At 73.2% G+C, this 26,631-nt stretch carries 22 protein-coding genes and 1 pseudogene; 10 read left to right on the top strand and 13 right to left on the bottom strand.

Annotated features, from left to right (window positions below; all coding sequences use genetic code 11):
- Nucleotides 1-55: 55 nt before the first annotated feature.
- Nucleotides 56-562 carry a J domain-containing protein gene (locus ACIRD3_RS19400; RefSeq protein WP_402217903.1) on the top strand — a complete coding sequence of 169 codons (507 nt, stop codon included), beginning with the start codon at nucleotides 56-58 and terminating at the stop codon, nucleotides 560-562.
- Nucleotides 553-888 carry an STAS domain-containing protein gene (locus ACIRD3_RS19395; protein WP_402217900.1) on the top strand — a complete coding sequence of 112 codons (336 nt, stop codon included), beginning with the start codon at nucleotides 553-555 and terminating at the stop codon, nucleotides 886-888. Before ACIRD3_RS19400 ends, ACIRD3_RS19395 begins: the two co-directional genes overlap by 10 nt.
- Nucleotides 889-1,008: 120 nt before the next feature.
- On the opposite strand, the gene ACIRD3_RS19390 is transcribed toward ACIRD3_RS19395, so the two are convergent.
- The 11 genes and pseudogenes from ACIRD3_RS19390 to ACIRD3_RS19340 form a co-directional block, all read right to left on the bottom strand.
- Nucleotides 1,009-1,488, bottom strand: coding sequence for a hypothetical protein (locus ACIRD3_RS19390; RefSeq protein WP_402217898.1), 480 nt, complete (start codon nucleotides 1,486-1,488; stop codon nucleotides 1,009-1,011).
- Nucleotides 1,476-1,946 (bottom strand): hypothetical protein, encoded by a 471-nt coding sequence (locus tag ACIRD3_RS19385; RefSeq protein ID WP_402217895.1) that lies wholly within the window; start codon nucleotides 1,944-1,946, stop codon nucleotides 1,476-1,478. Before ACIRD3_RS19385 ends, ACIRD3_RS19390 begins: the two co-directional genes overlap by 13 nt.
- A 282-nt stretch (nucleotides 1,947-2,228) precedes the next feature.
- Nucleotides 2,229-3,479 carry an FAD-binding protein gene (locus ACIRD3_RS19380; protein WP_402217892.1) on the bottom strand — a complete coding sequence of 417 codons (1,251 nt, stop codon included), beginning with the start codon at nucleotides 3,477-3,479 and terminating at the stop codon, nucleotides 2,229-2,231.
- 40 nt (nucleotides 3,480-3,519) lie between these two features.
- Nucleotides 3,520-5,448 carry a phosphatase PAP2 family protein gene (locus ACIRD3_RS19375; protein WP_402217890.1) on the bottom strand — a complete coding sequence of 643 codons (1,929 nt, stop codon included), beginning with the start codon at nucleotides 5,446-5,448 and terminating at the stop codon, nucleotides 3,520-3,522.
- Between the two features lie 100 nt (nucleotides 5,449-5,548).
- On the bottom strand, nucleotides 5,549-6,937 hold the full coding sequence (locus ACIRD3_RS19370) for a jacalin-like lectin (RefSeq protein WP_402217887.1): 1,389 nt from the start codon (nucleotides 6,935-6,937) through the stop codon (nucleotides 5,549-5,551).
- A gap of 264 nt (nucleotides 6,938-7,201) precedes the next feature.
- Entirely contained in the window at nucleotides 7,202-8,161 is a 960-nt protein-coding gene (locus ACIRD3_RS19365; protein WP_402217884.1) for a Gfo/Idh/MocA family protein, read from the bottom strand.
- 2 nt (nucleotides 8,162-8,163) lie between these two features.
- The gene (locus ACIRD3_RS19360; protein ID WP_402217881.1) at nucleotides 8,164-9,459 is read right to left on the bottom strand and encodes an amylo-alpha-1,6-glucosidase; all 1,296 of its coding nucleotides are present in this window, start codon (nucleotides 9,457-9,459) and stop codon (nucleotides 8,164-8,166) included.
- Nucleotides 9,446-10,726, bottom strand: coding sequence for an MFS transporter (locus tag ACIRD3_RS19355; RefSeq protein WP_402217878.1), 1,281 nt, complete (start codon nucleotides 10,724-10,726; stop codon nucleotides 9,446-9,448). Before ACIRD3_RS19355 ends, ACIRD3_RS19360 begins: the two co-directional genes overlap by 14 nt.
- Complete coding sequence (locus tag ACIRD3_RS19350; protein ID WP_402217875.1) at nucleotides 10,723-11,904, bottom strand: zinc-binding dehydrogenase; 1,182 nt, start codon at nucleotides 11,902-11,904, stop codon at nucleotides 10,723-10,725. The genes ACIRD3_RS19355 and ACIRD3_RS19350 overlap by 4 nt, the downstream gene beginning before the upstream one ends.
- A gap of 191 nt (nucleotides 11,905-12,095) precedes the next feature.
- A complete protein-coding gene (locus tag ACIRD3_RS19345) occupies nucleotides 12,096-12,548 on the bottom strand; it encodes a GntR family transcriptional regulator (RefSeq protein WP_402218276.1) in 453 nt (150 codons plus the stop codon).
- Between the two features lie 66 nt (nucleotides 12,549-12,614).
- Nucleotides 12,615-12,923: pseudogene (locus ACIRD3_RS19340) on the bottom strand (GntR family transcriptional regulator); the annotation flags it as partial.
- Nucleotides 12,924-13,069: 146 nt separating this feature from the next.
- On the opposite strand from ACIRD3_RS19340, the gene deoC reads away from it, so the two are divergent.
- The 8 genes from deoC (at nucleotide 13,070) to ACIRD3_RS19300 (ending at nucleotide 24,460) form a co-directional block, all read left to right on the top strand.
- On the top strand, nucleotides 13,070-13,762 hold the full coding sequence (gene deoC / locus ACIRD3_RS19335; RefSeq protein ID WP_402217872.1) for a deoxyribose-phosphate aldolase: 693 nt from the start codon (nucleotides 13,070-13,072) through the stop codon (nucleotides 13,760-13,762).
- Nucleotides 13,763-13,891: 129 nt separating this feature from the next.
- Nucleotides 13,892-14,791, top strand: a complete 900-nt coding sequence (locus tag ACIRD3_RS19330; protein WP_402217870.1) for an aminoglycoside phosphotransferase family protein — start codon at nucleotides 13,892-13,894, stop codon at nucleotides 14,789-14,791.
- Nucleotides 14,792-15,113: 322 nt separating this feature from the next.
- Entirely contained in the window at nucleotides 15,114-15,521 is a 408-nt protein-coding gene (locus ACIRD3_RS19325; protein ID WP_402217867.1) for a TipAS antibiotic-recognition domain-containing protein, read from the top strand.
- Between the two features lie 360 nt (nucleotides 15,522-15,881).
- Complete coding sequence (locus tag ACIRD3_RS19320; RefSeq protein ID WP_402217865.1) at nucleotides 15,882-16,802, top strand: NADP-dependent oxidoreductase; 921 nt, start codon at nucleotides 15,882-15,884, stop codon at nucleotides 16,800-16,802.
- Between the two features lie 122 nt (nucleotides 16,803-16,924).
- Nucleotides 16,925-19,336: a SpoIIE family protein phosphatase gene (locus ACIRD3_RS19315; protein WP_402217862.1), complete on the top strand. Its 2,412-nt coding sequence runs from the start codon at nucleotides 16,925-16,927 to the stop codon at nucleotides 19,334-19,336.
- A gap of 187 nt (nucleotides 19,337-19,523) precedes the next feature.
- Entirely contained in the window at nucleotides 19,524-20,219 is a 696-nt protein-coding gene (locus ACIRD3_RS19310) for a FadR/GntR family transcriptional regulator (protein WP_402217859.1), read from the top strand.
- Between the two features lie 325 nt (nucleotides 20,220-20,544).
- Nucleotides 20,545-23,235: an RICIN domain-containing protein gene (locus ACIRD3_RS19305; protein ID WP_402217857.1), complete on the top strand. Its 2,691-nt coding sequence runs from the start codon at nucleotides 20,545-20,547 to the stop codon at nucleotides 23,233-23,235.
- A gap of 118 nt (nucleotides 23,236-23,353) precedes the next feature.
- Nucleotides 23,354-24,460, top strand: coding sequence for a ricin-type beta-trefoil lectin domain protein (locus ACIRD3_RS19300; protein WP_402217854.1), 1,107 nt, complete (start codon nucleotides 23,354-23,356; stop codon nucleotides 24,458-24,460).
- 117 nt (nucleotides 24,461-24,577) lie between these two features.
- Here the strand turns inward: ACIRD3_RS19300 and ACIRD3_RS19295 are convergent, their stop codons facing one another.
- The gene (locus ACIRD3_RS19295) at nucleotides 24,578-25,228 is read right to left on the bottom strand and encodes a lactate utilization protein C (protein WP_402217852.1); all 651 of its coding nucleotides are present in this window, start codon (nucleotides 25,226-25,228) and stop codon (nucleotides 24,578-24,580) included.
- Entirely contained in the window at nucleotides 25,225-26,601 is a 1,377-nt protein-coding gene (locus ACIRD3_RS19290; protein WP_402218273.1) for a LutB/LldF family L-lactate oxidation iron-sulfur protein, read from the bottom strand. The genes ACIRD3_RS19295 and ACIRD3_RS19290 overlap by 4 nt, the downstream gene beginning before the upstream one ends.
- Nucleotides 26,602-26,631 lie beyond the last annotated feature (30 nt).

Here is a 26,631-nt window from a genome sequence, read left to right as displayed (position 1 = left end):
GTTCTATCCAGGTCGATGAGGAGGTTTGCCGGGGGCGCCCGGGAGGTGGACCGCCATGACGGGATCGCGGAACCGACGCGATCACTACGCGGTGCTGGGAGTGGAGCCCACAGCGTCCGCGCGGCAGGTCACCTCTGCCTTCCGCACCCTGGTCCGGCTGCTGCACCCCGACGCCCGCCCAGTCGAGCCCGGTTCGGCGGAACGACTCGGCGCGGTGGTCGCCGCCTACGCCGTCCTGCACGATCCCGAGCTGCGGGCCGCCTACGACGCCGAACGGGAGCCCGCCCGGCCCCACCCGGGAAGCGGCAGCGCCTCGGCCCGTTCCCCGGCCTCGGGCCGCCGGGTGGCCGTACGCATCGTCCGGGACACCGGTGGCGCAGCGCCGGTGCGCGCCACGCCGCCGCCCACCGGTGCGGCGACGCCGCAGGGGTCCGAACCGCTCGTTCGGGTGGGCCCGGTGCGGGGCGCACCGCCGGGTGCGTCGGCGTGGGCACGGGAAGATCCCGGCGACCTGTGGCAGTGGCTGGTGCATCGGCTGTGGGAGGTGGAGCCATGGCTGTGAACGGCGACGACTTCCGCACCTCCGTCGCCCGGTGGGACGGCCAGGTCACGGTCGCGGTCACGGGCGAGATCGACCTCGCCACCGCGGCGGAGCTCGAGAGCCGCGTCAAGGAGTGCCTGGCGCGTCGGCCCAGGCGCGTCGACCTCGACTTCGCGCAGGTGAGGTTCTGCGACTGCTCGGGCGCGGACGCCCTGGAACGGCTCCACCGCCGGGCGCGGGAGGAAGGCGTCCTTCTGACGGTCACGAATGTGCGGGCTCCGATCGTGGCCCGGCTGTTCGGCCTTCTCCGTCTCGACGATCTGGTCGAACCCCGGCCGTCCGGCTGACCCCCGACGAGGACGACACCGGGCCGCGGCACACGGCCCGGTGTCCGGGGAGACCGCCTCACGCGGTCCGTCCGACTCAGCCGGCAGCGGTTCCGTTCGGCGAAGGCGGCCACGAACCGTTCAGACGTGGGCCGGAACGCCCACCGGTCGGCCTCGGCCGCCGGGCCGGGCCGGCAACGGCTTCTGGGGCTCCGGCATCGCCTCGGGGGCCTGCTCATCGCGCCCGTCCGCAGCGACGGCGGACCGGCTCGCCGCCGTACGCAGGTCGGCCACCGTTTGCGGCGCCCGGGTCGAGTGGACCGCGATGCGCGCGAACGGCGAGGGCCGGCGCAGGTCGACGCTGACCACGACGCCGGTGAACGGGTGCAGGGCCACGAAGTCCCGGCCGCCGGGGTGGCGCCACACCCCGAGGCACAGCCTGCCGGGAAGCAGCACGCCGCTCTCGCGGGCACCGCGCAGGACCCGCCACGGTTCCCTGGTGACCGCGACCTTCTCCACCGCCGTCAGCGGCACCCGCACCGGTCCCGAGCGCGTCGCCAGCCGCTCCCACCAGCGCAGCCGCACCACCAGGTCCGTGCCTTCGATCGTCAGCCTCGCCATCGCCCCGCACCCCCCTCACCGGCGCCGACCTCGGCCTCCGTCGTCGGTACGGACGGGGTCGTCGCCATCGCACTGGTCCCGCCGGCGTCGGAAGCGGGCGGGCCGAGCTGGTCCGGCTGCCGGTGAGCCCGCGCGGCGAGCAGCGGCGCGCCGTGCCGCTCCGGCCGGTGACCCACCTGATCCATGATCGGCTGGCGGGGCGTGTCGAGCGCCCCCGGTGGGGTGGGGATCAGACGACGGGCCGCGCAGCGCCCCACCCAGTGGCGCCCGCACTCCGGACACGGCGGCGCCCCCGCGGGGGTGTAGGGCGAGTCCACGGCGATGCCGTCGCGGGAGAAGTACTCCCAGTCACGTCCCTCGGCGTCGCGGTAGTGCTGGACGTCGTAGTCGGTGCTCCACTGGTGCCAGCAGTGGCCGCAGGTGAACTCCACACGCTCCAGTGCCAGTTCCGTGATCACTACCCACACCTCCTCGGTCGGCCCCCTCGCCCTCCTCGGCTCCCGGCGCGACGTGACGGCGTCCCGTCGGCACGGCGTCCCGGCGGCATCCGGAGACGCCCCCCTCCAGTCCGTATACCTCCGAACGGCCCATCGGAGCAACCCGGGCTCCGGGTCCTCCCGGGACCGATCCGGACGGATCACGTGCGGCTGCCGGGCGTCGCGAGCACCGGAGGGAGCGCCTTGCCGACGGCGGGCCGGGGGCCTGGGAGCGGCCCCAGGGCCGCTCCGGAGCGCAGCTGCTCAACCGGTGCCGAACTGGAGGGCGACGAACTCGTTGCGGAACGTCCCCGCCGGATCGAACTCGCCCAGCAGCCTCCGGAAGTCCTCGCAGCGCGGGTACGACTCCCGGATCAGCTCGGGCGCCATGGCGAAGACCTTGCCCCAGTGCGGCCGGGCGGCGAAGGCGGACAGCGCCTCCTCGACCGCCGCGACCGCGTCCGCCACGGCTCGCGCATCGGGGTGCCAGGTGAAGTGGAAGGCCACGCAGTCGCGGTGGTAGGCGGGGCTGAGCCACAACGCGTCGGCCGCCACCGTGCAGATCTCGCTGATCTGCAGGGCGGGCACGATCCGCTCCCGGACGGCGTCCAGCGCGTCGAACGCGGCGACGGCGTCGGTGCGGGCGACGAAGTACTCCGACTGCAGCTCGTCGCCGCTGCTCGGCGTGAAGTCGAGGCGGAAGTGCGGGAGCCGGTCGTGCCACCGCCCCGGCACGCCCAGCTGCCGGGTGCAGGGCTCGGGCGGACAGCCCGGTACGGGGTGGCGCGGACCGTCGGCGAGCACCGCGCCGAGCCAGCTCGCGGGGGCGTCCGGGCCGCCCCGCCGTTTGAGCCACACCTGATCGATCCGGTCCGTGCTCCAGCTCGTGAAGAGGCTGACGCTGTACGCCGCCGACACGATCTCGTCGAACCGTTCCCGCAGCACGGCCGTCGGCAGGCCCTCGTAGACCCACTGCCGGACCTCGAAGGCCGGCACCACGTCCAGCGTCAGCTCGGTGACCACGCCGAGGGCTCCCAGGGCCACGACCGAACCGGGGAAGTGCGCCGCAGCCCGGTCGATCGTCACCAGGGAGCCGTCCGCCGTGACCAGTTCGACGGCTCGCACCGCCGTGGCGAGGCAGCCGTTGGCGACCCCCGAGCCGTGCGTCCCGGTGGCGCACGCGCCCGCGACCGAGATGTGCGGCAGCGATCCGAGGTTGTGCAGCGCGAGCCCCGCCCGGTCCAGCACCCCGGCGAGTTCGCCGAACCGTGTCCCGGCGCTCACCCTGACCGTGCCGGCCGGCCCGTCCGGCTCGATCACCCGGGGCAGACCGGCCACGGACACCAGGTCGCCCGTGGTGTCGGCGATCGCGTTGAACGAGTGCCCGGTCCCGAGGACCCGCACCGACCGGCCGGCCGCGACGGTCCGCCGCAACTCGTCCACGGTGCGGGGCTCATGGAAGCGCTCGGCCCGGAACGCGATGTTCCCGGCCCAGTTGGTCGCGGCCACGGTCATGGGCGTTGCTCCTCCTCCGTCCCGGGAACGTACGGCCCGCTCAGCAGCGGGTCAGTCGCACCGAGAGGCCGTCGTGGGTGTACAGCGGCGTCACCTCGTACCCGTCCGCGTCGACGGTGACGCGGCTGAACTCGCCCTGCAGCGTCCGTCCGTCGAGCACCGGCAGCACCAGCTCGTCGTCCGGCTCGACGGTGTCCGCCAGCTCCAGGGCGAGCCGGACGTCCCGACCGAGCGTCACTCGCCCGGCGACCGTCAGCGCCGGGGCGTGGCAGTGCCGGAGCGTCAGCTCCAGGCTCGTCCCGGCCGACTGGAGGAGGCTGCCGTGCACCCGGACGGCGCCGCGCTCGGCGTCCACCCGCAGCGTGCCGCCGCGAACCCGGACGTCGCCGCGTCCGAGGGCGTCGCGGGAGCCGGCCTCCAGGACCCCGCCCGCCACCACGGTGGCACCGGCGTAGCGGTTGGTGCCGGTCAGGGTCAGCGTCCCGGTGCCGCGCTTGGTGAGGCCGCCCGGGCCGGCGATGTCGTTGCGCCAGGCGTCGGCCGAGGAGAACCCGCCGTCCGCGGCGTCCAGTTCGACCGTCACGTCCCGCTCGAACGCGCCGTAGCCGTCGGCCGCCGCGAACAGGTTGAGCCGGCCCCACATCTCCGGCCCGTCCAGCAGGACGTAGCCGGAGGGCAGGGCGGTGGTGCGCAGCACCTCGCGGCGCTGGGCGGCGTCCAGGTAGGGCAGGCGGGTCTCCAGTAGGACCTCGGCGCCCTTGGGCACGGTCATGGGGACGTCCCGGCCGCTGCGGCGCAGGACGTAGGTCAGCTTGGGCGTGACCTGTTCGGCGTTGGCCTCGCGGTCGGCGTACGGGTCCTCGGCCGTGCCGGCCCGGTGGGCGTAGGCGTACAGGGTGTCGGCGGTGGAGCCGGTCTTCGCGCGGAAGTACGCGGCCGCCTGGCTCCGGGCGGCGGCCTTGAGGGCGGCGTTGCGCGGGTCGGCGAGGGCGGCGGCGGCGAGCGCGGTGGCGAGCGTCCGGCCGCCGATGACGTCGAGCGGGGAGTGCATCCCGGCCACGATGCGGGTGTGGCTGAGCTCGAACGCCCGGGCGATCAGCTCCTGGAAGCGCTCGGGCACCGCGTAGGCGAGGGCCAGCGCGGACAGGTGGAAGGCGTTGGTGTGGCCGCTCACGAAGCCGCCGTCGTCCACCGGGGAGGTGCTGCGCTGGCGCAGCAGCTGCGGGGCGACGACCACCTCGGACTCGTACACCGGGAAGCCGAGGGCGTCGGTGGTGCCGGTGTCGACCACCGCGCTGTCCGCGTTCATCCGCCAGGGGCGCGGGTAGCGGTAGGCGTACTTGGCCGGGTTGCCGGAGGCGTACGGTCCGCGCAGCGTGTTGACCAGGGTGACCACCTGCCCCAGCTCCGAGTCGACGGCCCCGGGGCCGATCGCGGACCCGGCGGGCGCACCGGCCGGGACGGCGTCGTCGATCTTCGCGGGCGGGGTGGAGTCGGGCGCCGTGGTGATCGAGGTGACGGCCCGGGCACCCGTGCGGTACAGCTCGGCGAGCGGGCCGAGACCGGCGATGACGGCGTAGCCCTGGTGCCGGCGGTCGTAGAGGAACGCCTCCTTGGCCTGCGCCGCGGTGCGCCGGGTGGTGACCTGCACGCAGTAGCGCACATTGGCGCGCAGCACGTCGGCCGTGATCGGCGAGCCGTCGTTCCAGGACGCACCGGTGTGCCAGATCCGGTTCATCCCGGTGAGGATGCGCACCGCGGCGTTCCCCTCCGGGGTGAGGTCGGCCATCGTGTTGGTCGTGTAGGAGTCCACGAAGGCGGCGCCCGGGACGGGGCCGGCGGGTGCGGCGGCGGCCCGCTGCGGGGCGGTCAGCAGGCTCAGGGCGGTGGGCGCGGTGAGCAGGCCGACCGAGCCGGCTGCGGAACCGCGCAGGAAGCGGCGGCGGTTCAGGGTGGGCTGGTCGTTCATTGCTGTTCTTCCTGCTGGGGTGTGCCGGGCGGGGGGAGCGGGGTGCGGACGAGGAGGATCCCCGGCCCGGGTGGCGGCGCGGGCCGGGGACGTGCGGGGATCAGCGGTGGGTGAACAGGAAGCCGAGCTTGTCGACCTCGTCGCCGGCGCGGCCCTGGAACCCGGCGATCTGCCAGCCGTCGGGCGCGGTGCGGGTCACGCAGTCGCCGGTGGTGGTGCCGCCGGCCAGCGTGCGGCCCAGGTTGGTGCCGAAGGAGGCGGAGAAGATCCGGGTGTGCCCGTTGTACGAACCCTGGCAGAGGGTGGCCGAGTTCAGGTACTCACCGCTGCCCAGGGTGAGCGAGGAGGCGGTGCCGCCGGTGCCGCCGTGGGTGAGGGAGGTGCCGTCGGCGAGCGTCAGTCCGACCTGGTCGACCCGGCTGCCGGCCCGCAGGCTGGCCGTGGTGGCCCGGGCGCCGGGCGCGACGCGGTCGATGTCGTCGTAGAAGTCGCCGTGCGGGCCGCCGAACTGTTCGCTCGCCAGGTAGGCCGTGTTGCGGCTCCAGGTGAAGCCCACGGCGACCGGGTCGTGGTCGGAGAGCATCGTGCCGGAGGCGTCCAGGAAGTCGGCGTGCTTGTTGGCGTACGAGGTCGCGGTCAGCGAGACCAGCGCGCTGCTGCGGTAGAGGACCTTGTCGACGATCTCGCAGGTGTCGGTGGGCGCGTTCTGGTCGCACAGCAGCGGGTCGGTGCCGCGGGCCGGTGCCACGCCGCCGCGCTCCAGCCGCACCCACGCGTCGGTCAGCCGGTTGTCGGCCGCGAAGGCGGCGATGGTGTCCTCGGCCCGGGTGTAGCGGGTGTTGGTGTCGCCCATCACGACGACGGCGTTCCCGGCCGAGTGGGCCCGGATGTAGCCGGTGAGCTGGGCCAGGTTGGCGGCGCGGGCGGCCTCGTCGCCGGGGTTCGTGCCCGCGTTGGCGTGGAGGTTGTAGAAGTCCACGTACACGCCCTCGGCCAGCCGGGTCCGCAGGAAGGTGAAGCCCTTGGGCGTGAGGCAGTCACCGGAGTCCAGCTGGCAGTCCTTCCACTTCACCCGCTCGAAGTCGTCGGTGTCGTAGGCGAGGCCGGACAGGGTGTTGAGGCCGCTGCCGATGCCCGCCCCGCCGCTGGTCGCCGTGCGGTAGGGGTGGGTGTCGGCGGCGTACAGCGCGGCGTGGTAGTTGAAGTCCTCCTGGACGTTCACGACGTCGTACGGCGCCAGCCGGCCCCCGATGGCGGTGGTGCTGCTCTGCCGGTCGGTCGAGGCGCTGGACAGCACCTGAGGGAGGCCGGCGACGTTGTACGTCAGCACGGAGAACGACCCGCCCCCGGCGGCGGCTTGCGCGGCCGGCGCGCCCTCGGCGGCTTGGACGGCGGGCGCGGCGACCAGGCCGCCCAGCGTGACGGCGGTGCCGAGCGCGCCCACGAGGGCGGTGCTGAGGAGGGAACGGCGGGGGCGGGGCTTGGACATCGGCGCTCCGATCGGAGTACGGCCACGGGATCCGGCGCCACGGAGCGTATGAGCGAACCACGAGCGCGTCAACGCCGCCGACGCTCCCTCAAAACCCTTTTGACCTGCGGCTTTACGAGGTCACGCCAGGTTCCGCACAAAGGTTCTGTTAGCGTTAACAGACTGTTCTCCACGAACCCGCACCCGACCCCCTCCCCCGCCCCCTCCCGCGGCCCTGTCCCGCGCCCCCCGGGCCCCTCCCCCGGCCCGCCCCGGAGCCGGCGGTCAGCCGTCACCCCGTGCCAGCCGGCCGCGGACGGCGTCCAGGGTGGTCGCGATGAAGAGCGACTGCGTGAGCGGGACGAGGTGGGCGGCGGTGTCGCCCCGCACGGCGGCGTCCATCGACTCGACCATGAGGCGGTAGGGGTCCTGGGCCGGGTAGTCGCGCCGCTCACCGCTTGTGCTGGTGAGCGTGCTGGGGGCGGAGCCGGCGCAGAAGGCCGGCGGGGTGAGGGTGATCGATCCGTCCGTGCCGGTGGTGGTGAAGGTCTCGGACGTGCCGCCGACGAGCGAGCAGCCGATCTCGGCCGTGCCCCGGCCCGGGAAGTCGAGCACGAAGCGGGTGGCGGAGTCGGCGGAGCCGGGTCCCCAGTGGTCCTGTTCGGCCCGCACGACCTTCGGCGCGCGCCAGCCGAAGGCGGCGAGCGCGGCGGCGACGGCGTAGTAGCCGACGTCGTAGAGGGCGCCGCCGCCGAGGGCCGCGTCCAGGCGGTAGTTGCCGGGGGCGGGGGCGAGGCCGTCGAACCGGGCGGTGACGGTGTGGACGGTGCCGATCGCGCCACTGGTGATCATGGTTTCGAGGTCCCGGGTGCGCGGGTGCCAGCGGTTCCAGGCCGCCTCGACCAGCAGCCGTCCGGTGGCCCGGGCGGTGGCGGTCATGGCGGCGACCTCGACGGCCGTCAGCCCGAGCGGCTTCTCGCACAGGACGTGCTTGCCCGCGCGCAGGGCGCGCTCCACCCAGGGGCGGTGGGCGCTGTTGTGGAGCGCGACGTAGACGATGTCCACGTCGGGGTCGTCCAGCAGTTCCTCGTAGCGGGTGTACACCCGGGCCGGGTCGAGGGCGCGGGCACGCCGCGGATCGGTGGCGGCGACGGCGTGCAGGCGAGGTCCGTCGGCCGCGTGGACGGCGGGGGCGAGGCTGGAGGCGGCGATCGAACCGGCGCCCAGGAATCCCCATTCGGCCATGGTCAGAACCCTTCCGTCAGCTCGGTCGTCGTGGCGGCGGCCAGGTCCAGGACGAGGGAGCTCCAGCCGAAGGAGCGCGCGCCGTGCCCGGCCGCGTCCTCCGGGCCGTAGCACTCCCGGGTGGTGTCCGAGGCCGCGACGAGGGCGCAGGTGCGCGCCGCCAGGGTCTCGGCCTCCGCGTGGTAGCCGCGTCGGCGCAGGCCCCAGTACAGGTACCAGTTGAGGTTGATCCAGCTGGAGCCGCGGAAGATGGCCCCGGTGCGGAAGGTGGGGTCGTAGGAGGGCTCGGTGGCGGCGACGCTGGGCACCGGGTGGGGCCGCCAGAACTCCCGCTCGTTCAGCAGGTGTTCCTCGATGACCCGGCGGGCGGCGGGTTCCGGCACCGAGTCGAGGAGGACGGGCAGCAGCGAGCTGGCGGTGAGCACCTCGTTGCGCTTGCCGGCGACGAGGTCGAGGTCGTGGAAGACGCCGGTGGTCTCGTCCCAGCAGTGCCGCATCAGGGCGGCGCCGATCGCGCGGGACTCCTCGGCCAGCCGCTCCGCGGTGCGCTCGTTCGCTCCGGCCGTGCGCACCAGGCGCGCCAGGCAGGACAGTCCGTCGGCGTAGACCGTGTTGACGAGCACGTCGTTCCAGACGAACAGCCGCCGCTCGCGCAGCGCGGACTCGGGCGTGCGGGCCGGAGAGGAGTAGGCCGTGATCAGCGACCGCATCGCGCCGTGCCAGGCGCCGTGCACGTCGCCCTCGGCGGCCGACTCGATGCCGAGGGCTCCGTCGTACTTGGGGCTGCTGTCCAGCCCGGACTCGTCGGGCTGGTAGATCTCCAGCAGCCCGGTGCCGGGGCTGGTGCGGTGGTCCCGGAGCCAGCCGAAGAAGGCGAGCGTCGGCGGCAGGACGCGGCGCAGCCAGAGGTCGTCGCCGGTGGCCCGGTGGACCCGCTCGACGGCCCGGGCCACCACGGGCGGCGCGATGGTGACGGACCGCCACCCCTCCCAGAGGTCGATCCGGAAGTCCGCGGTGGCGCGCGGCCTGAGGTCGTCCTGCCAGAGCACCATGTGCGGCAGGAAGCCGCCGGGTGTGACGGCGCCGAGCAGGGAGCGCAGTTCGGCCCGGGCCCGGCGGGTGTCCAGGTGGGTGAGGGCGATGGCGTGGAAGCTGCTGTCCCAGGCCCACTGGAAGGGGTAGCTGTCCGGGGAGGGGCAGGTGAAGTCGTAGCCGCGCTGGGCCGCGCGGGAGTAGCCGGTGCGGTGGTTGCGGGCCAGGGTGTCGCGGGCCCGGGCGGAGCTCTCAATGACGGACATGCGGGGTGACTCCCGGGGAAGGCGCGTCGGCGGTGGCCGGGCGGCGGCGCCCGGCGACGAGCAGCAGCGCGGCGAGGGGAAGCAGGAAGCCGGCGAGGCCGAAGGCCGAGCGCACACCGAGGCGGTCGGACAGCGTGCCCAGCAGCAGCGGCGCGAGCATGATGCAGGTGCTGACCGCGAGTTGGACCCGGGCCGTGGCCTGGTCGGTGCGGCCGGGCGCCGCGCTCACCGCGAGTGAGAGGGTCAGGGGGAAGAGGTTGGCGACGCCGAGTCCGCCGAGGGCCAGACCCAGCAGGGCGAGCCAGGTGGTGGAGGCGAGCCACAGGGCGAGGAACCCGGCGGCGGCCACGGTCAGCGAGCCGGCCACCAGCGCGGCCGACCGGGCCGCTCGGGCGCCGGCCGTCAGCCGGCTCCCCGCCAGTCGGCCGGCCAGCTCGCCCCCGTAGAACAGGGCCAGGGCCGCCGAGGCCTGGCCGTCCGTCAGATCGGCGGTGCTGGTCAGCAGGGGCACCGCGTAGTAGGCGAGGCAGAACTCGAAGCCCACGACCAGACCGCACAGGGCCGCGCGGAGCGGGAACGAGCCCCCCGCCGCCTCCGGGGCGCTCCCGGCGGAGGCGCCGGCCCCCGTGGCGGAGGCGGCCCCCGCGGAAGGGGCGGTGCGCGGGCGCAGCGGCTCCCCGCGCAGCGCCGGGTACATCGCGGCGAGCGCGAGGGCCGGCAGGACCAGGCACCAGTTCCAGGCGGCCCCGGCACTCTCCAGGCCGCTGATGAGCAGCGGCGCGGCGAGGGCGCTGACGCTCGCGGCGGCATTGGCCTCGACCAGGGCCCGCGCCCGCAGGGACTCGTGCTCGCCGTGGTGCTCGGCCAGCACCGCCAGGGCCGTGGTCTGCAGCAGCGCTCCGCCGGTGCCGCCGAGCACCGCCGCCGTGAGGGTGACGGTGGCCGAGAGTCCGGTCGCCAGCAGGAGCGCTCCCAGGGCCAGGGCCGCGAGGGCGGACCAGAAGAGCAGCCGGTGGTCCAGGCGCGTCCGCAGTCGGCGGAACAGGAGGTTGGTGAGCATCGCGCCGGCCGCGAAGGCGGTGGAGTGCAGGCTCATCACCGCGTAGGACAGCCGCAGGTCCTGGCGCAGGAGCGGCAGCAGCGGTCCGAGCGCGTAGAGGACGTAGGCGTACACGGCCAGGCCGCCGTACGCCGTGGTGGTCAGCCGGTCCCGGACGAAGGCCGGGGCTCCGAGGCCCCGGGCGGCCGGCGCTGAGGCGCCGGTCACCCGGGTATCCCGGCCTGCTCGGCGAATCCCCCGGCGGCGGCGCCGGCGACGGGGACGGTCGCGGCGGCGGTGCGGCGCACGTGGTCGAGGAGGACGGACGGGGCGAGCAGCGAGGTCTTCATCGAGGCGCCCCGGCCGTAGCCCGTGAACGCCTCGCGGACGGCGGCCTCGTCGTCGAGGCAGGCCCGGGTGGTGATCAACGGGGCGGGATCGACCAGGCCCGTTTCGACCAGCCGCAGGGCCACGGCGGTGACGTGCGCGGAGCGGGCCATCGGGAACGAGCGGACGTCGAAGGGGGTGGAGAGCAGCTTCAGCCCCTTGGCCAGGATCATCCAGGTGTTCAGCCGCTGCGGGACGGCCGTCGCACCGTAGATGACGTACGAGCCGCCCGGGCGCAGCAGGCCCATCGCGATCTCCCGGATGTCCTTGTCCGGGGTGTCGGCGGGCCCCGCCGGGCGGGCCGGCGCCGCGATGTGGGGCAGCGCGTCGAACACGTAGTCCGCGTACTGGTCGTGGTGCTCGCGCACGTACGCTTCGAGTTCCCCCGCCTGGGTGTCCGTGTTGAAGGCGTGGGAGGCGCCGTGCCGCAGCGCGACGTCCATCCGGTCGCCGTTGCGGTCCAGCACGGTGATCGAGCCGGCGCCGAGGTGGCGGTGCAGGACCTGGACGGCCAGCTGGGCGCTGGGGCCGCAGCCGAGGACGACGCAGGTGTCACCGGGCTTCGGGGGGTTGAGCAGTAAGGAGCGCAGGACGGAGGTCAGCGGCTCGATCACGGAGGCCAGGTCCGAGGGCACGTGCGGCGGCAGGACGACGGCCGCGGCCTGGTCGGCGTCGTAGAAGTTCCGCCCGGTGTACCAGGCCGTCTCCACGCCGAGCCGGCCCGGGAAGAGCGGCCGCAGTGCCCGGTACTCGGCCATCCCGCCGAAGTCGGTCTGCCCCCAGTAGGTGACCCGGTCGCCGGGCCGCACGTCGTCCCGGAGCCGTTTCCCGACCTCGACGACCCTTCCCACGTATTCGTGCCCGGGAATGATCGGCCAGTCCTCGGCGAAGAGGTGGCCGCGGAAGTAGGAGACGTCGGTCGAGCAGATCGAAACCGCTTCGGTCTGTAGCAGGATTTCGTCCTCGCGGCATTCCGGATCGGGCACCGCGGTGCGCTCGATTTCTCCGGGTGCGGTCATGAGGTACGCGTACACGGTTTTCCCTCCACGCATTCATGTCGTTCCACCGCTGGCATCGGCGGGCCGCATCGCCCGCCGGTTTTCGCAGTCCCCCGTCGGAAAGTCCTTCCGCGCGGTCGGGTCCGTGCCCTTCGCCCGGCCGTGGGCAGTGGGGGCGACCCACGGCCGGGGAGGTCCGCTCCGGATTCGACTCAGGATTCGACCTCGAAGGCGACGTCCAGTGCGTACCTGTCCCCCACGTACCGGGTTTCGGTGAGCTCCAGGGGGTGCTCGTCCTGGTCCGTGATCAGGCGCTCCTCGACGAGCAGGGCGGCGCCCGGGGCCACCGCGAGCAGCTCCGCCTCCCGCTCGCCGGCCGTCGCGGCCCGGACGGACGAGTGTCCGCGGGTCGGTGTCCGGCCGAGCCCGGCGAGCGTCTCGTGCATCGAGGCCGTCCGGAAGTCGGCCTCCAGCAGCGCGGCGAGGGCCTCGGGGAACACCGCCCGCTCCAGTGCGGTCGGGATCCCGTCGGCCAGGCGGACCCGGGCGATCTCGACGACCTGGGCCTCCCTGCGCAGCCGGAGCCGGTGGACCTCCTCCGGCAGGGCCGGCCGGAGGACCGCCGAAATCAGTCGCGAGGAGGGCTTCCGGCCCTGTCTGCGCATTTCCTCGCTGAATCGGACCAGGTTTTCCGCGCGACGGTGCGTCGGCGGTTCCGCGACGAATGTCCCGCGCCCGGAGACCCGGTACACCAGACCTTCCGCGACGAGTCGTTGGACGGCTGCCCGTGCGGTCATGCGGCTCACCCCGAATTCCTCGCACAACTCCGACTCCGAAGGGAGCGGATCATGCGGCCGGTGTTTGGCGATCCGGTTTCGGAGGGCCTGTTCGATCCGGTGGTACCTGGGCGCGAAATCGGTTTCCAAAAGGGGCCCTCCGAGAATTGAGAGTACGCCGTCTAGCTGTCTAGTCAACCAGCGTAGACCAGCACAGAGCCGGACATTCCGCGGCGAAAGAGGCCAAGGGCAAGAGGCGTGCACCGTGATTTACGTCACATCGACACGGCGCCGGGGGCCTGCGCGCGGCTGTATAGACAGCTAGACAGGCGGGGGTTACCGTCGGAACTGTCCGCGCGGCCGCGCCGAGTGCTGCGCCGCGAAACCGCCTCACCCCCAAGGACAGGCCCATGGACCCCACCACGATCGACGCCCGGCAGCTCGCCAAGATGATCGACCACTCGCTCCTGCGCCCCGAACTCACCACCACGGAGGTCCTGCGCGGCTGCGAGCTCGCCGCGGCCTACGACGTCGCCTCCGTCTGCGTGCGCCCCGCGGACGTCGCCCTCGCGGTCAAGGCACTCGCCGGGACCGCCGTCGCGGTCGGCACCGTCATCGGCTTCCCGCACGGCGGCACCACCACGGCCGCCAAGACGGCCGAGGCCGTCGACGCCCTGGCGGCGGGCGCCACCGAACTCGACGTGGTGCTCAACATCGGCCTGCTGCGCGGCGGCGAGGACGACGCGGTGCGCCAGGACGTCACGGCGGTCGTCGACGCGGCCGGAGGCGCCGCCCTCACCAAAGTGATCTTCGAGAACGCCTACCTCGACGACGACGCCAAACTGCGCGCCTGCCGGATCAGCGCACGGGCGGGCGCGGACTTCGTCAAGACCTCGACCGGATTCGCGCCCGGCGGCGCCACCCTGGAGGACGTCCGGCTGATGCGGGCGAACGTCCCCTCGCACATGAAGGTCAAGGCCGCGGGCGGGGTGCGCACCCTGGACAGCATGCTGGAATACGTGGAGGCCGGCGCCGAACGCTTCGGCGCGACCGCCACCGCCACCATCCTGGACGACCTGACGGCCCGCCGCTCCGCCGCCTGACCCCCGGCCCGGAGCGGTCGACGCGGGCGGGGGAGGCAGTGGGAAAACCGGTCGACAGGCCGGCCCGCGACGCACTGTGATGGCCTCGACCGCCCGCCGCACCAGACGGGCCTGCTCCAGGAGTTGCTGTTGGCGACCGGGACGACCACGCACACCCCACCCGCGATCGATGCCGCACTGGTCCGGCGTCTGGTCGATGCCCAGTTCCCGCAGTGGGCCGGCCTGCCCCTGGAACCGGTCGATCCGGCCGGCTCCGACCATGTGATCCACCGCTTGGGCGAGGAACTGTCCGTCCGCCTGCCCCGTCACATCGGCGCCGTCGGGCAGGCCCGGAAGGAGTCCGAGTGGCTGCCCCGACTCGCCCCGCACCTGCCCCTGGCGGTCCCGGCGCCCGTGGGGGTGGGGGAACCCGCCTTCGGCTACCCGTGGCCGTGGGCGGTGTCCCGCTGGCTGGAGGGCGAGGTGGCGACCGTCGAGGCGCTGGCCGACTCCTCCGAGGCCGCCGTCGAACTGGCCCGGTTCCTGCACGCCCTCCAGCGGTTCGAACCCGAGCGGATTCCCGCTCCGGGCGCCCGTGAGGACCTCACCTCCCAGCCCCTGGGCGCACGGGACCGGGCGACGCGGGCCGCCATCGCGGCACTCGACGGCACGTTCGACGGCACGGCCATGACCGAGCTGTGGGACGCGGCTCTCAGCGCCCCCGGATGGGCGGGTCCTCCGGTCTGGTTCCACGGCGACTTCCACACCGGCAACCTGCTGACCGTCGACGGCCGGCTCAGCGCCGTCATCGACTTCGGCGGGCTCGGCATCGGCGACCCGGCCTGCGACCTGACGATCGCGTTCACCCTGATGTCGGCCGGGAGCCGGGCCGCCTTCCGCGCCGCGCTCGGCGTGGACGGCGCCACCTGGCTCCGCGGTCGCGGCTGGGCCCTGGCCACGGCCCTCAACGCCCACACCCACCACGCCGCCGTCAACCCCCGGGTCGCCGCGCAGACCACCCGCCAGATCACCGAGGCCCTGATCGGCTAGGTTCCCGCCGGGCGGTCACCGATGGCATGCTCCGGCCGCTACTCGACGGCCGAGCTCGTCCTGCGACGCGAGTTCGCCGCGGGAATCCGGGCCGCGCGGTCGAACGGCCGGACGCTCCGCTCCGACGGCTCGCCGTTCGAGCCGCGCCTTTCCGCCGCCGGCTGGCCGGACGGAGCGCCGGAGGGTCCAGGAATTGGTTTGCCGTCCCGGTGGCGGTGTGTCATCGTCCGGCCTGGACCGGCAGTTGATCACCGAAGGTCGGTCGATGTCGGCGGTCTCCCGGGTCCACCGGAGAGGCGACGCAACAATGGGAAGCGGTGCCGTGGGGAACAGTTACGAGGACGAGTGTCGCCGGTCGTTGGCCGAGGAGCAGGCGAAGAGCCTTGCCGAGACCAACGACTGGGAACATGTGGACAGGGAGCGGGTGCACCAGGACTGGGACGTCCTGTACCGGGAGATCACGGCTTTCCTGGACGGCGGCTCCCAGCCCGGGGACCAGCACATCCAGGAGCTCGTCCGCAGGCACTTCGACATCGTCTGCCGGTTCTACACCCCCTCCAGGCAGGCTTACGTCGGCATGTCGCTCTTCTACGCCGAGGACGAGGCCATGAGGGCGTTCCACGACTCCTACCACCCCGAGTTGGTGGGGTTCCTGGGCGCCGCGATCGCCGTGTTCGCCGAGCAGGGGAGCGGTTTCGCGCCCAGCGCAGACGCCGAGGTTTCGGCGTAGTCGGGCGACACGGGCCAGGACATGCGTGGGCGGGTGCGCCCGGACGGGGATCCGGGCGCACCCGCCGAGGGACCGGGGGCAGGCCCAGGGGCTGAGACGCCCGCTGGGCACCCTCGGGACCGGCTGCATCGTCCCGCTCGTCACGAGAATCCGACCGTGGTCGCCAGGCCAGCGGCCGGCCAGGCGGCCTCGTGGATCTTGTCGGGCCTGCGCGCGCCGTCGGGCGCCGGCCGGGGCCGGACCGCTCCGACGGCGGTGCGGGGGTGCCGGACGCCCGCCCCCGGCATAGCGTGGCCGAGGCGCCCGCCCGCCCCGTGGCGGTGCGCGAGGCCGCACCACCGGTTCCTCGGAGGTCGATCCATGCGCGCGGTGACGTACGACGCGTACGCCCCGGACAACTCCCGACTGCGGTACGGCGAGGTGCCCGACCCGAAGGTCGGCCCCGGCCAGGTGCTGATCGAGGTCCGGGCGGCCTCCGTCAACCCGGTCGACTGGAAGGTCATGGCGGGCGGCCTGGACGGCATGATGGACGCGGTCTTCCCCGTCGTCCCCGGCTGGGACGTGGCCGGCGTGGTCACCCGCACCGGCCCGGACACGCCCGAGTTCGCCCCGGGGGACGAGGTGATGGCGTACGCCCGCAAGGACGTGGTGCAGGCCGGCACCTTCGCCGAGTACGTCGCGGTCCCCGCGCCCGCGGTGGCCCGCAAACCCGCCGGGCTCGACTGGGCGCAGGCGGCCGGGCTGCCACTGGCCGGCCTCACCGCGCTGCGCTCTCTGGAGAGGCTCGCCGTCGGCCCCGCCGACGTGCTCCTGGTGCACGGCGCTGCCGGCGGGGTGGGCAGCCTCGCGGTGCAGCTCGGCCGCGACCTCGGCGCCCGGGTGATCGGCACCGCCTCGGAACGCAACCACGCGTTCGTCCGCGAGCTGGGCGCCGAACCGGTGGACTACCGGGACGGCCTGGCCGAGCGGGTCCGGGCGCTGGCCCCCGACGGCGTGTCCGCGGTCGCGGACTTCGTCGGCGGCCAGCTGGAGACGACCCTGGCCCTGCTCGCGGCCGGCGGGCGGCACGTCTCCGTCGCCGATCCGACCGTCGAACAGCACGGCGGCCACTGGATCTGGGTCCGCCCGGACGGCGCCAGGCTCGCCGAACTCGCGGCGGCCGCCGACCGCGGAGCCCTGACCGTCGAGGTCGCCCGGATCTTCCCGCTGGAACGGACGGGCGAGGCCTTCGACGCCAGCCGTACCGGGCACACCCGCGGGAAGCTGGTCGTCACACCGTGACCTCCCCGCCCCTGGGGCGGCGGCACTCTGCCGGGAGGGCGCGCCCCCGAGGCCCGACCTAGTCTGTAGCCAGGCGCCGGAATCACCTTCCGGCCGACACGGCTGCCCGGACGGAGGCGCGCGTGGAGACGACAGGCGAGCACGACGCGCCCACCGCCGTCGTCGTGGTCGATCCGGACGGCGTGGTGACGGGCTGGAGCGAGGGCGGACTGCTGCTGCTGGGCCGGACCGCGGCGGAGACCGTCGGCCGGCCGGTGACCGACCTGCTGGTCGACCCCCCGCCCGGGTTCCCCGGCGGTGACGCCGCCCCCGGCCTCGTCACACTGCGCCACCGGGACGGCTCCACGCTCGACGCCGTGGTGACGGCGCACCCGCTGGGCGGCTCCGACGGGCGGCCGCTGGGCCGCGCCCTGACCTTCCAGCGGTGGGGGCGCCGTCCCGTGATCGCCGACCGGGCCTTCGAACAGTGCCCCTTCGCCCTGGGGGTGTACGACCCCGAGCTGCGGTTCCTGTGGGTCAACGCCGCCGCGTGCCGGGTGATGGCGCACTCCGAGCAGCAGGTGCTGGGCGAGAAGTACCGCGAGCTTTTCACCGAACTGGACGACGCCGCGTACGTCGACAAGGTCACCGAGGTGGCGAGGACGGGCGTGCCCGCCCGGCTGATCACGATCTTCCGCCCGCTCGGCAGCGCCTACGCCAACGCCTGGGCCACCAGCATCTGGCCCGTCCGGGACGCCGGGGGGACGGTGCGCGCGGTCGCCAACTGGGGATTCGACATGAGCGCCGAGTACTGGGCCCGGCAGCGCCTGCTCATCCTCAACGCGGCCAGCAGCGGTATCGGCCGGACCCTCGACGTGCTCAGCACCGCCCGGGAACTGGCCGAGACCGCGGTGCCGGGCTTCACCGACGTGGTCACCGTCGACCTCTTCGACGAGGTGCTGCACGGGGAGGAGCCGCCCTCGGCCGCCGAGGTCACCGCCGGCGGGACCATCACGCTCAGCCGGGCCGCACACCACGGCGGGAAGGAGGGCCCCGGGCCGAGCGACGGATCCACGGCACCGGTCGGCTACGCCTCCGGATCGGTCGCCGCCCGGTGCATGGCCGCCGGCACCCCCCTGGTCCAGCTCGCCGCCGAGCCCGACCAGGGCGGTGAGTGGGCGTTCGGCCCGGGCCTCGCGGCCGACCCGGCGCACTGGCCGCCGGGAAACCCGGTGATCGACCGGACCATCGCCGCCAAGGGGCTGACCGGCCGGATCACCGTGCCGCTGCTGGCGCGCGGCGCCGTGCTCGGCGTGGTGGCGTTCGCCCGCCGTGACCGGCCCGAGGCCTTCACCGCCGACGATCTGATCCTCGCCGAGGAGCTGGCCGCCAAGGCCGCCGTCGCCATCGACAACGCCCGCCGGTACTCGCGCGAGCACACCACCGCACTGACCCTGCAGCGCAGCCTGCTGCCCCGGCGGCTGCCGCGGCAGGAGTCCATCGAGGTCGCCTCCGGCTACCTGCCCGCCGGGGCCGGCGCCGGGGTCGGCGGCGACTGGTTCGACGTCATCCCGCTGTCCGGCGCCCGGGTCGCCCTGGTCGTCGGCGACGTCGTCGGGCACGGCCTGCACGCCTCCGCCAGCATGGGCCGGCTGCGCACGGCCGTCCGCACGCTGGCCGACGTGGACCTGCCGCCGGACGAGCTGCTGACCCACCTGGACGACCTGGTGCTCCACCTTCCCGACGACCTCCAGCCCGAGGACGGTTTCGAGTCGACCGGTGAGTCCGGGGCCACCTGCCTGTACGCCGTGTACGACCCGGTCTCCCGCCGCTGCGTGCTGGCGAGCGCCGGCCATCCACTGCCGCTGGTGATCGCGCCGGACGGCACCAGGACCGAGGTGTCCGTCCAGCCCGGCCCGCCGCTCGGCATCGGCGGACTGCCGTTCGAGGCGACCGAGCTCGAACTGCCCGAGGGCAGCCTGCTCGCCCTGTTCACCGACGGACTGGTGGAGGACCGCGACTGCGACGCCGAGCAGGGCACCGCCGAACTGCTCCGCGTCCTGAGCGAGCCGGCCGCCTCGCTGGAGGCGCTCTGCGACACGGCGATGAAGGCCCTGCTGTCCGAGCACCGCACCGACGACGCGGCCCTGCTGCTCGCCCGCACCCATGCGCTGACCCCCGACCGCGTCGCCGACTGGCACGGCGAGCCGGACGTCTCGCAGGTGCCGCACGCCCGGCGGTTCGCCGTCGAGCGACTGGCCGCCTGGGGGTTGGAGGACCTCTCCTTCGTCACCGAACTCGTCGTCAGCGAGCTGGTGACCAACGCCGTCAAGTACGGCGCGCCGCCGATCAGGCTGCGGCTGATCCGCGACACCGCGCTGATCTGCGAGGTGTCCGACGCCAGCGAGACGAGCCCCCACCTGCGCCGGGCGCGCGCCTTCGACGAGGGCGGCCGCGGCCTGATGCTGGTCGCCCAGCTCACCCAGGGCTGGGGCACCCGGCACACCGCCGAGGGCAAGACCATCTGGTGCGCGCAGACCATCGAGTCGACGTAGCGGGTCGTACGCGGGTTCGTACGCGGGCGGTCGTACGCGGGCGGCCGTGCGTCCTGCCGCCCGGGAGGGCCGGAGTCCGCCGGCGACGGGGGTGTCCCGCTCCGCGGGGCCTTTCTCGGCATCACGAGCCATCCGATCTCTTCTGCGGATACGCTGCGACGATCAGATGACCAGGAAAGGCAAGGCCGTGCCAGTCACCGATGAGGCGATCGAGAAGATCAAGGCCATGATCGTGAGCGGCGAGCTCCGTCCCGGCGCGCGCCTCCCCAAGGAGGCCGACCTCGCGGAGCGGCTCGGCCTGTCCCGCAACTCCCTGCGGGAGGCCGTCAAGGCCCTGTCGCTGATCCGCGTGCTCGACGTGCGCCAGGGTGACGGCACGTACGTCACCAGCCTGGAGCCCGAAATCCTCCTGGACACCCTGGGGTTCGTCGTCGACTTCCACCAGGACGACACGGTGCTGGAGTTCCTGGAGGTCCGGCGCATCCTGGAGCCCGCCGCCGCCGCGATGGCCGCCCGGGTCATGCCGGACGAGGAGATCGCCGCCCTGGGCGAGCTGCTGGCGAGCCTGGACGCGGGCGCGTCGCCGGAGGAACTCATCGCCAACGACCTGGAGTTCCACCGCAGGATCGCGGCCGGATCGGGCAACACCGTGCTCTGCTCACTGATCGACGGCCTGTCCGGACCCACCCTGCGGGCCCGGGTCTGGCGCGGACTGACCGAGGAGAACGCGGTGGCCGACACCCACCGGCAGCACCGCGCGATCCTCGACGCGATCGCCGGCCGCCGCCCGGAACTCGCCCACTCCTGGGCCGCCGTGCACGTCGCCGGGGTCGAGCAGTGGCTCCGCGGCACCCTCGGCGAAGCGGGATCGCCGCTCGGCTGACGGGAGCGGTGTGCGCACCCGCTCCCTCCCGGGAGGCTTCGGTTCTTCGCAACAGCCATGATGAGTCGTACTCATTTCGTCCCGGACATCCCCGCGCGGAGCAGAAGCTCCACGCCTGGGCCACCCATGGCCACCCTCGCATCCCTCGCCACCTGCTCATTTCCTTCTGGCGAGGGTGCGTTGGGCTCGCCGGAGTCTGACCCACTCCCGTTTCGCCGGCGTTGCGACGAGGAAAAATAGGGCTGCCTATCACCTTGACATGGTGAGTCATGTGCCCTGATAAATACCACTCATAGGAGCAGGGTTTTCAGGAGGGATACCACACATGAGACCCCCATGGAGCGGCGCCTCGACGGTCAGGGCGCTCGCGGTGGCGACCGCCGTCTTCGCGGCCGTCCTGCCGGCGCACCCCGCCTTCGCGGCCACGACGAACTTCTACGTCGACCCCGTCAACGGCAGTGACGGCAACGCGGGAACCAGCACCGCGACCGCCTTCAGGACCATCCAGGCCGCCCAGGCCGCGGTCCGTGCCGTGAACGCGAACATGTCCGACGACATCGTCGTGAACCTGCGTGGCGGGACCTACCCGCTCACCGCCCCGGTCGGCTTCGGCGCGGCCGACTCGGGCACCCACGGGCACACGGTCGTCTACCAGGCCTACAACGGAGAGACCCCGGTGGTCACCGGCGGCAAGGCCGTCACCGGCTGGACCCCGGCCGCCAACGGCGAGTACAAGGCGTCCGTCGGGACCCTCAACTTCCGTCAGCTGTACGTCAACGGGGTCCGCGCCACCCGCGCACGCTACCCCGACATCGGGACGGACCTCCAGCTGCAGGGCAGCGACAAGGCCAACAAGCTGCTGAAGCTGGCCGCCTCGCAGGTCTCGACCTGGTCGAACCTCAACCAGGTCGAGATGATGCTGGAGACGCAGTGGGGCGAGAGCTACCTGCGGCTGAAGTCGATCAGCACCGCGGGCGGCACCGCCGACGTGTCGATCCAGGACCACGAGGCGGGCATCCTGTTCCAGCGCCCGTGGCCGCAGCTCGCCGACGGCTCCCCCCTGCACTTCGAGAACGCCCACGAGTTCCTCAACGAGCCGGGCGAGTTCTACGTCGACACGACCGCGCAGACCGTCTACTACAAGCCCCGCCCCGGCGAGGACCTGTCCACGGCCACCGTGCAGGCGCCGGCGCTGGAGACGCTCTTCGACATCAAGGGCAGCAACCTCGGCAGTCCCGCCCACGACCTGCGGTTCTCCGGGATCACCTTCACCCGGACCACCTGGATGGAGCCGACCGACCACGGCTACCTGAACGGCCAGGGCGGCAACTACAACATCTCCGCCGACAACGCCAACAACCAGTTCGTCGGCCGTCCGCCGGCCGCGGTCCAGGCCGCGAACGCCGACCGCGTCTCCTTCACGGGCAACATCTTCACCAGGCTGGGCTCCAGCGCGCTCGACCTCTCGCACGGTGTCCACGACAGCAGCGCGATCGGCAACTACGTCTACGACACCGCCGGCAACGGCATCATGGTCGGCAAGTTCTCCGACCCGACGGTCGAGTACCACACCGTCTACAACCCGCCGACCAGCCCGGCCGGCGAGGACGCCCGGGAGGTGGTCAAGAACGTCACCGTCAAGAACAACCTGATCACCCGGACCGGTCAGGACTACCTCGGAACCGCGGGCATCAACGCGGGCTTCGTCAACAGCACCACCATCGACCACAACGACATCTCCGACGCCCCGTGGGCCGGCATCTCGCTCGGCTGGGGCTGGCAGTCCGCGGCCAACGCCGAAGGCAACAACAGCATCAGCTACAACCGCATCGGCAACGTGATGAACCGGCTCTGCGACTCCGCCGGCATCTACCACCTCTCGAACGACCCGGGCACCGTCCTCACCGGCAACTACATCCACGACGTGGTGCGGAGCCCCGCCGCCTGCGGTTCGCCGGTGCACGGCATCTACCTGGACGAGGGGTCGGACAACATGACCGTCTCGCACAACGTGCTGTCGCACACCGACGGGTTCATCAACCAGAACCGCAACGGCTCCAACGTCACGCTCACCGACAACCAGACCTCCGGCGACGCGGTGATCAAGGCCTCCGGCCTCGAGTCCGCGTACCGGTGGATGACCCTGTGGCCCAACCTCGCCTGGAACAAGACCGCGACCGCGTCGTCGGTCTTCGGCACCGGTACGGAGCCCTCGAAGGCCGTGGACGACAACGGCGGGACCGGCTGGTCGCCGACCGGGAGCGACACCTCGGCCTGGTGGCAGGTCGACCTGGGCCAGTCCTACCAGCTCGGCCAGTTCTCGCTGACCACCCGCCAGGACCTCGACCAGTCCTCGACCCGCGGCAACTTCGAAGTGCGGGGCTCCAACGACCCGAACTTCGGCAGCTACACCGTCCTGGGACGTCAGACGAGCACCCTGCCGTTCGCCTCGACGCTCACCGGCGACATCGACGTCCGGCAGGCCTTCCGCTACGTGCGGGTCGCCAAAACCGACGGCACGTACTTCTACATCACGGACTTCAGCGTGCAGCAGGCGGGCGGCGCGTCGGCGGGCTCGACCGGCGGCCCGAACACCGACCCGTCGGCCTCCTACACGATCAGGAACGTCAACAGCGGGCAGGTCATGGACGTGTCCGGCTGGTCCTCGGCCGACGGCGCGAGCGTCGTCCAGTGGCCGGGAACCGGCGGCGCCAACCAGCAGTGGACCATCGTCCCGGTCAGCGGCCAGCTCTTCACGATCGTGAACCGGAACAGCGGCAAGGTCCTCGACATGAACTTCTCCAGCCACTGGCGGGGGACGGCGCTGCAGCAGTACGCCTACGGCGGCGGCAACAACCAGCTCTGGTACTTCGAACCGACCGGCGGTGGCTACCTGATCCGCAACTTCGAGAGCCGGCAGGTCCTGGAAGTGGCCGGCGGGTCGACGACGAACGGCGCCACCATCGACCAGTCGATGCCCCTGAACCAGTCGCACCAGGCCTGGACCGTCCAGTGACAGGCTGACACCCCACTGACCACGAGGCCGGAGAGCACTGCTCGAGCAATGCTCTCCGGCCTCCCCGTTTCCGGCACCGAGTTCCCGGCACCGACTCACGGAAGAGGACACCTGCGTCATGCGAAAGTTCTGGGCCCCACCTCTGATCGCACTCGTCGCCGCCGCGCTGGGCGTGACGACGACCGGCACGACCCCCGCCTCCGCCGCCTCCAGCACGCCCTTGCGGGTCATGCCGCTCGGCGACTCGATCACCTGGGGGGTGGGAAGCAGCACGGGAAACGGCTACCGGGGCCCGCTGTGGGACGGGCTCGCGGCGGACGGCCACCCGCTGGACTTCGTCGGCACCCTGCGGGGCGGTTCGATGTCCGACTCCGACAACGAGGGCCACTCCGGCTACCGCATCGACCAGATCGCCGCACTCGCCGACGATCCGCTGACCCGATACCGGCCCAACGTCGTGATGCTGGAGATCGGCACCAACGACTTCAACGGGAACTACCAGCCCGCCACCGCCGGCGCCCGGCTGAAGTCGCTGGTCGACCGGATCACCGCCGACGTCCCCGACGCGACCGTCCTCCTGGCCTCCCTGATCGTGTCCACCAGCAGCACGGTGGAGCAGTACCGGCCCGCGTACAACCAGGCCGTCAGCCAGATCGTGAGCGCCGAGCAGGCTGCGGGCAAGCACGTCGCGTACGTCGACATGAGCGGCCTGACCACGGCCGACCTGGCCGACACCCTGCACCCCAACGACTCGGGCTACCGGAAGATGGCCGACGCCTTCCGCCACGGCGTCCAGGCCGCGGACAGCGCCGGCTGGCTCAAGGCTCCCGCCCCCGCCGCGGCCCGCGTGCAGTCCGGAATCGCCGGCAAGTGCCTGGACGTCAACGGCGCGAACACCACGGACGGGACGGCCGTCCAGACCTGGGGTTGCAGCGGCGGCGCCAACCAGCTGTGGTCCGCCTACACCGACGGCACCCTTCGCTCCTTGGGCAAGTGCCTCGACGCCGCGGGCTGGGGGACGGCCAACGGCACCAAGGTGCAGCTCTGGGCCTGCACCGGCGGCGCCAACCAGGTCTGGCAGCCCTACAACGGCGGCTACCGTAACCCCGCCTCCGGACGCTGCCTGGACGTTCCGGGCTCCTCCACGGCCGACGGGACGCAGCTCCAGCTGTGGGACTGCAACGGCGGCTCGAACCAGAACTGGACCGCCCTGACCGCAGGATGACGCCCGTTTCCGGGGCCTGAGCGCTTCCGGTGTCCCGGAACGCCGAGCGGCCCCCGCGCCGACCGTCCACTGGGGGCGGTGGCTCGCGGGGGCCGCTGGGCTCGCCCGGGTCGGACGTCAGGGCGGTTCCGACGTCCCGGCGTCGACGACGATGACGTCCAGGGTGCGGGGGCCGTGCACGCCCTCCACGCGGTCGAGCTCGATGTCGCTGGTGGCGGACGGACCGGAGACGAAGGTGAGCGGGCGGGTCGGGTCGAGGCGGGCGAGGGCGTCGGGGACGTCGTCGGCGATCTGCTCGGCGCGGACGACGCACAGGTGGTAGTCCGGCACGAGGGTGAGGGCGCGTCGGCCCTGACCGGGCCCGGTGTCCAGGACGATGGTGCCGGTGACGGCGATGCCGACGGCGGCGAGGGTGAGGGAGCCGTCCAGGGCGTCCAGGGCGGGGACGTCGAGGGGTTCCCGGTGCCACTGCCAGGCGCCGGACGGCAGCACGTCGTCCGGGAAGCCCTCGGGGACGGCGAGGCGGGTGGCACCGCGTGCGCTGAGCGCGGCGGCGATCGCGTCGGACAGCCCGGCCGGGTCGGTCCGGGTGACGGTCGCGCGGTAGTCGGCGACCCGCTCGGCGAACAGGGCGACGGTGTCCTGGCCGTCGGCGGTGTGGCGGCGCCGGTAGTCGCGGGGCACGGGGACGTCCTCGGGCGACTCCTCGGCGGGGACGTCGGCGAGCGCGGCCCGGATCCGGGCGAGGACGGTCTCGCGGGTGGTCATGCGCCCTCCCGGTTCCTGCGCCACCAGCTGCGGAAGGACTCGGCGGGCGGCGCGGGGGTGTCGCGGCTGTCGGACCAGCGGTGCAGCGGCCCGGGCAGTCGGCCGATCCGGCCGCCCCGGGCCAGCGCCCGACCGCCGAGCGCCGCGGCCTTCTGCGCCGCGCCCAGCAGTCGCGGGGAGTCGAGGACGGCGGCGGCGGCCTTCATCGCCAGGGCCTCCGCCCGCGGCTTCTTCGCCTCGACCGCCTTGGCCCGCAGGTGGACCAGCAGCCTCGGGATGTCGATCTTCACCGGGCAGGCGTCGTAGCAGGCCCCGCAGAGGGTGGAGGCGAAGGGCAGGTCGGCGGCCCGGTCGACGCCGACGAGCTGCGGGGTGAGGACGGCGCCGATCGGGCCGGGGTAGACCGAGCCGTAGGCGTGGCCGCCGGTGCGTTCGAAGACCGGGCAGACGTTGAGGCAGGCGGAGCACCGGATGCAGGCGAGGGCCTGGCGGCCGACGGTGTCGGCGAGGGTGTCGGTGCGGCCGTTGTCGAGCAGCACGAGGTGGAAGTCCCGCGGCCCGTCGCCCTCGGTGGTGCCGGTCCAGGTGGAGGTGTACGGGTTCATCCGCTCGCCGGTGGACGACCGCGGCAGGAGCTGGAGGAAGACCTCCAGGTCGCTCCAGGTCGGGACGACCTTCTCGATGCCCATGACGGTGATCAGGGTCTCCGGCAGGGTCAGGCACATCCGGCCGTTGCCCTCGGATTCGACCACGACGACGGTGCCGGTGTCGGCGCAGGCGAAGTTGGCGCCGGAGACGGCGACCCTGGCACCGAGGAACTTCTCCCGCAGGTGCCGCCGGGCCGCCTCGGCGAGTTCGGCGGGCTCGTCGGTGAGACCCTCGGGTGCGGGCTCGCCCCAGCGGCCCATCTCGGCGGCGAAGAGCGCGCGGATCTCGGTGCGGTTCCGGTGGATGGCGGGGACCAGGATGTGCGAGGGCCGGTCGTCGCCCAGCTGGACGATCAGCTCGGCGAGGTCGGTCTCGTACGCGGTGATGCCGGCCTCCGCGAGGTGCTCGTTGAGGCCGATCTCCTGGGTCGCCATCGACTTGACCTTCACCACCTCCGACTCCCCCGTGGCGCGGACGAGTTCGGTGACGATCCGGTTGGCCTCCGCGGCGTCCGAGGCCCAGTGCACCGTGCCGCCGGCCGCGGTGACGGACTCCTCCAACGCGACCAGGTAGCGGTCGAGGTGACGGGCCGTGCGCTTCTTGACCGCCTCGGCGGCGGCCCGCAGTTCCTCCCAGTCGTCCAGCTCCGAGGCGACCGCGAGCCGCTTGTCGCGGATCGTGGTGGTGGCGCGCTTCAGGTTGGCGCGCAGTTGCCCGTCCTTCAGCGCCTCGCGCGCCGCCTCGGGGAAGGGGGG

Origin of the sequence: Kitasatospora sp. NPDC093550 (assembly GCF_044764985.1) — a bacterium.
GTDB lineage: Bacteria > Actinomycetota > Actinomycetes > Streptomycetales > Streptomycetaceae > Kitasatospora.
This window is presented reverse-complemented; position numbering and strand designations above follow the sequence as displayed.

Bases quoted from the DNA above. Each gene is read 5' to 3' on its own strand.
- ACIRD3_RS19400 (WP_402217903.1), top strand. From the start codon at position 56: ATGACGGGATCGCGGAACCGACGCGATCACTACGCGGTGCTGGGAGTG.
- ACIRD3_RS19395 (WP_402217900.1), top strand. From the start codon at position 553: ATGGCTGTGAACGGCGACGACTTCCGCACCTCCGTCGCCCGGTGGGAC.
- ACIRD3_RS19390 (WP_402217898.1), bottom strand. From the start codon at position 1,488: ATGGCGAGGCTGACGATCGAAGGCACGGACCTGGTGGTGCGGCTGCGC.
- ACIRD3_RS19380 (WP_402217892.1), bottom strand. From the start codon at position 3,479: ATGACCGTGGCCGCGACCAACTGGGCCGGGAACATCGCGTTCCGGGCC.
- ACIRD3_RS19375 (WP_402217890.1), bottom strand. From the start codon at position 5,448: ATGAACGACCAGCCCACCCTGAACCGCCGCCGCTTCCTGCGCGGTTCC.
- ACIRD3_RS19370 (WP_402217887.1), bottom strand. From the start codon at position 6,937: ATGTCCAAGCCCCGCCCCCGCCGTTCCCTCCTCAGCACCGCCCTCGTG.
- ACIRD3_RS19365 (WP_402217884.1), bottom strand. From the start codon at position 8,161: ATGGCCGAATGGGGATTCCTGGGCGCCGGTTCGATCGCCGCCTCCAGC.
- ACIRD3_RS19360 (WP_402217881.1), bottom strand. From the start codon at position 9,459: ATGTCCGTCATTGAGAGCTCCGCCCGGGCCCGCGACACCCTGGCCCGC.
- ACIRD3_RS19350 (WP_402217875.1), bottom strand. From the start codon at position 11,904: ATGACCGCACCCGGAGAAATCGAGCGCACCGCGGTGCCCGATCCGGAA.
- ACIRD3_RS19345 (WP_402218276.1), bottom strand. From the start codon at position 12,548: ATGCGCAGACAGGGCCGGAAGCCCTCCTCGCGACTGATTTCGGCGGTC.
- deoC (WP_402217872.1), top strand. From the start codon at position 13,070: ATGGACCCCACCACGATCGACGCCCGGCAGCTCGCCAAGATGATCGAC.
- ACIRD3_RS19320 (WP_402217865.1), top strand. From the start codon at position 15,882: ATGCGCGCGGTGACGTACGACGCGTACGCCCCGGACAACTCCCGACTG.
- ACIRD3_RS19305 (WP_402217857.1), top strand. From the start codon at position 20,545: ATGAGACCCCCATGGAGCGGCGCCTCGACGGTCAGGGCGCTCGCGGTG.
- ACIRD3_RS19300 (WP_402217854.1), top strand. From the start codon at position 23,354: ATGCGAAAGTTCTGGGCCCCACCTCTGATCGCACTCGTCGCCGCCGCG.
- ACIRD3_RS19295 (WP_402217852.1), bottom strand. From the start codon at position 25,228: ATGACCACCCGCGAGACCGTCCTCGCCCGGATCCGGGCCGCGCTCGCC.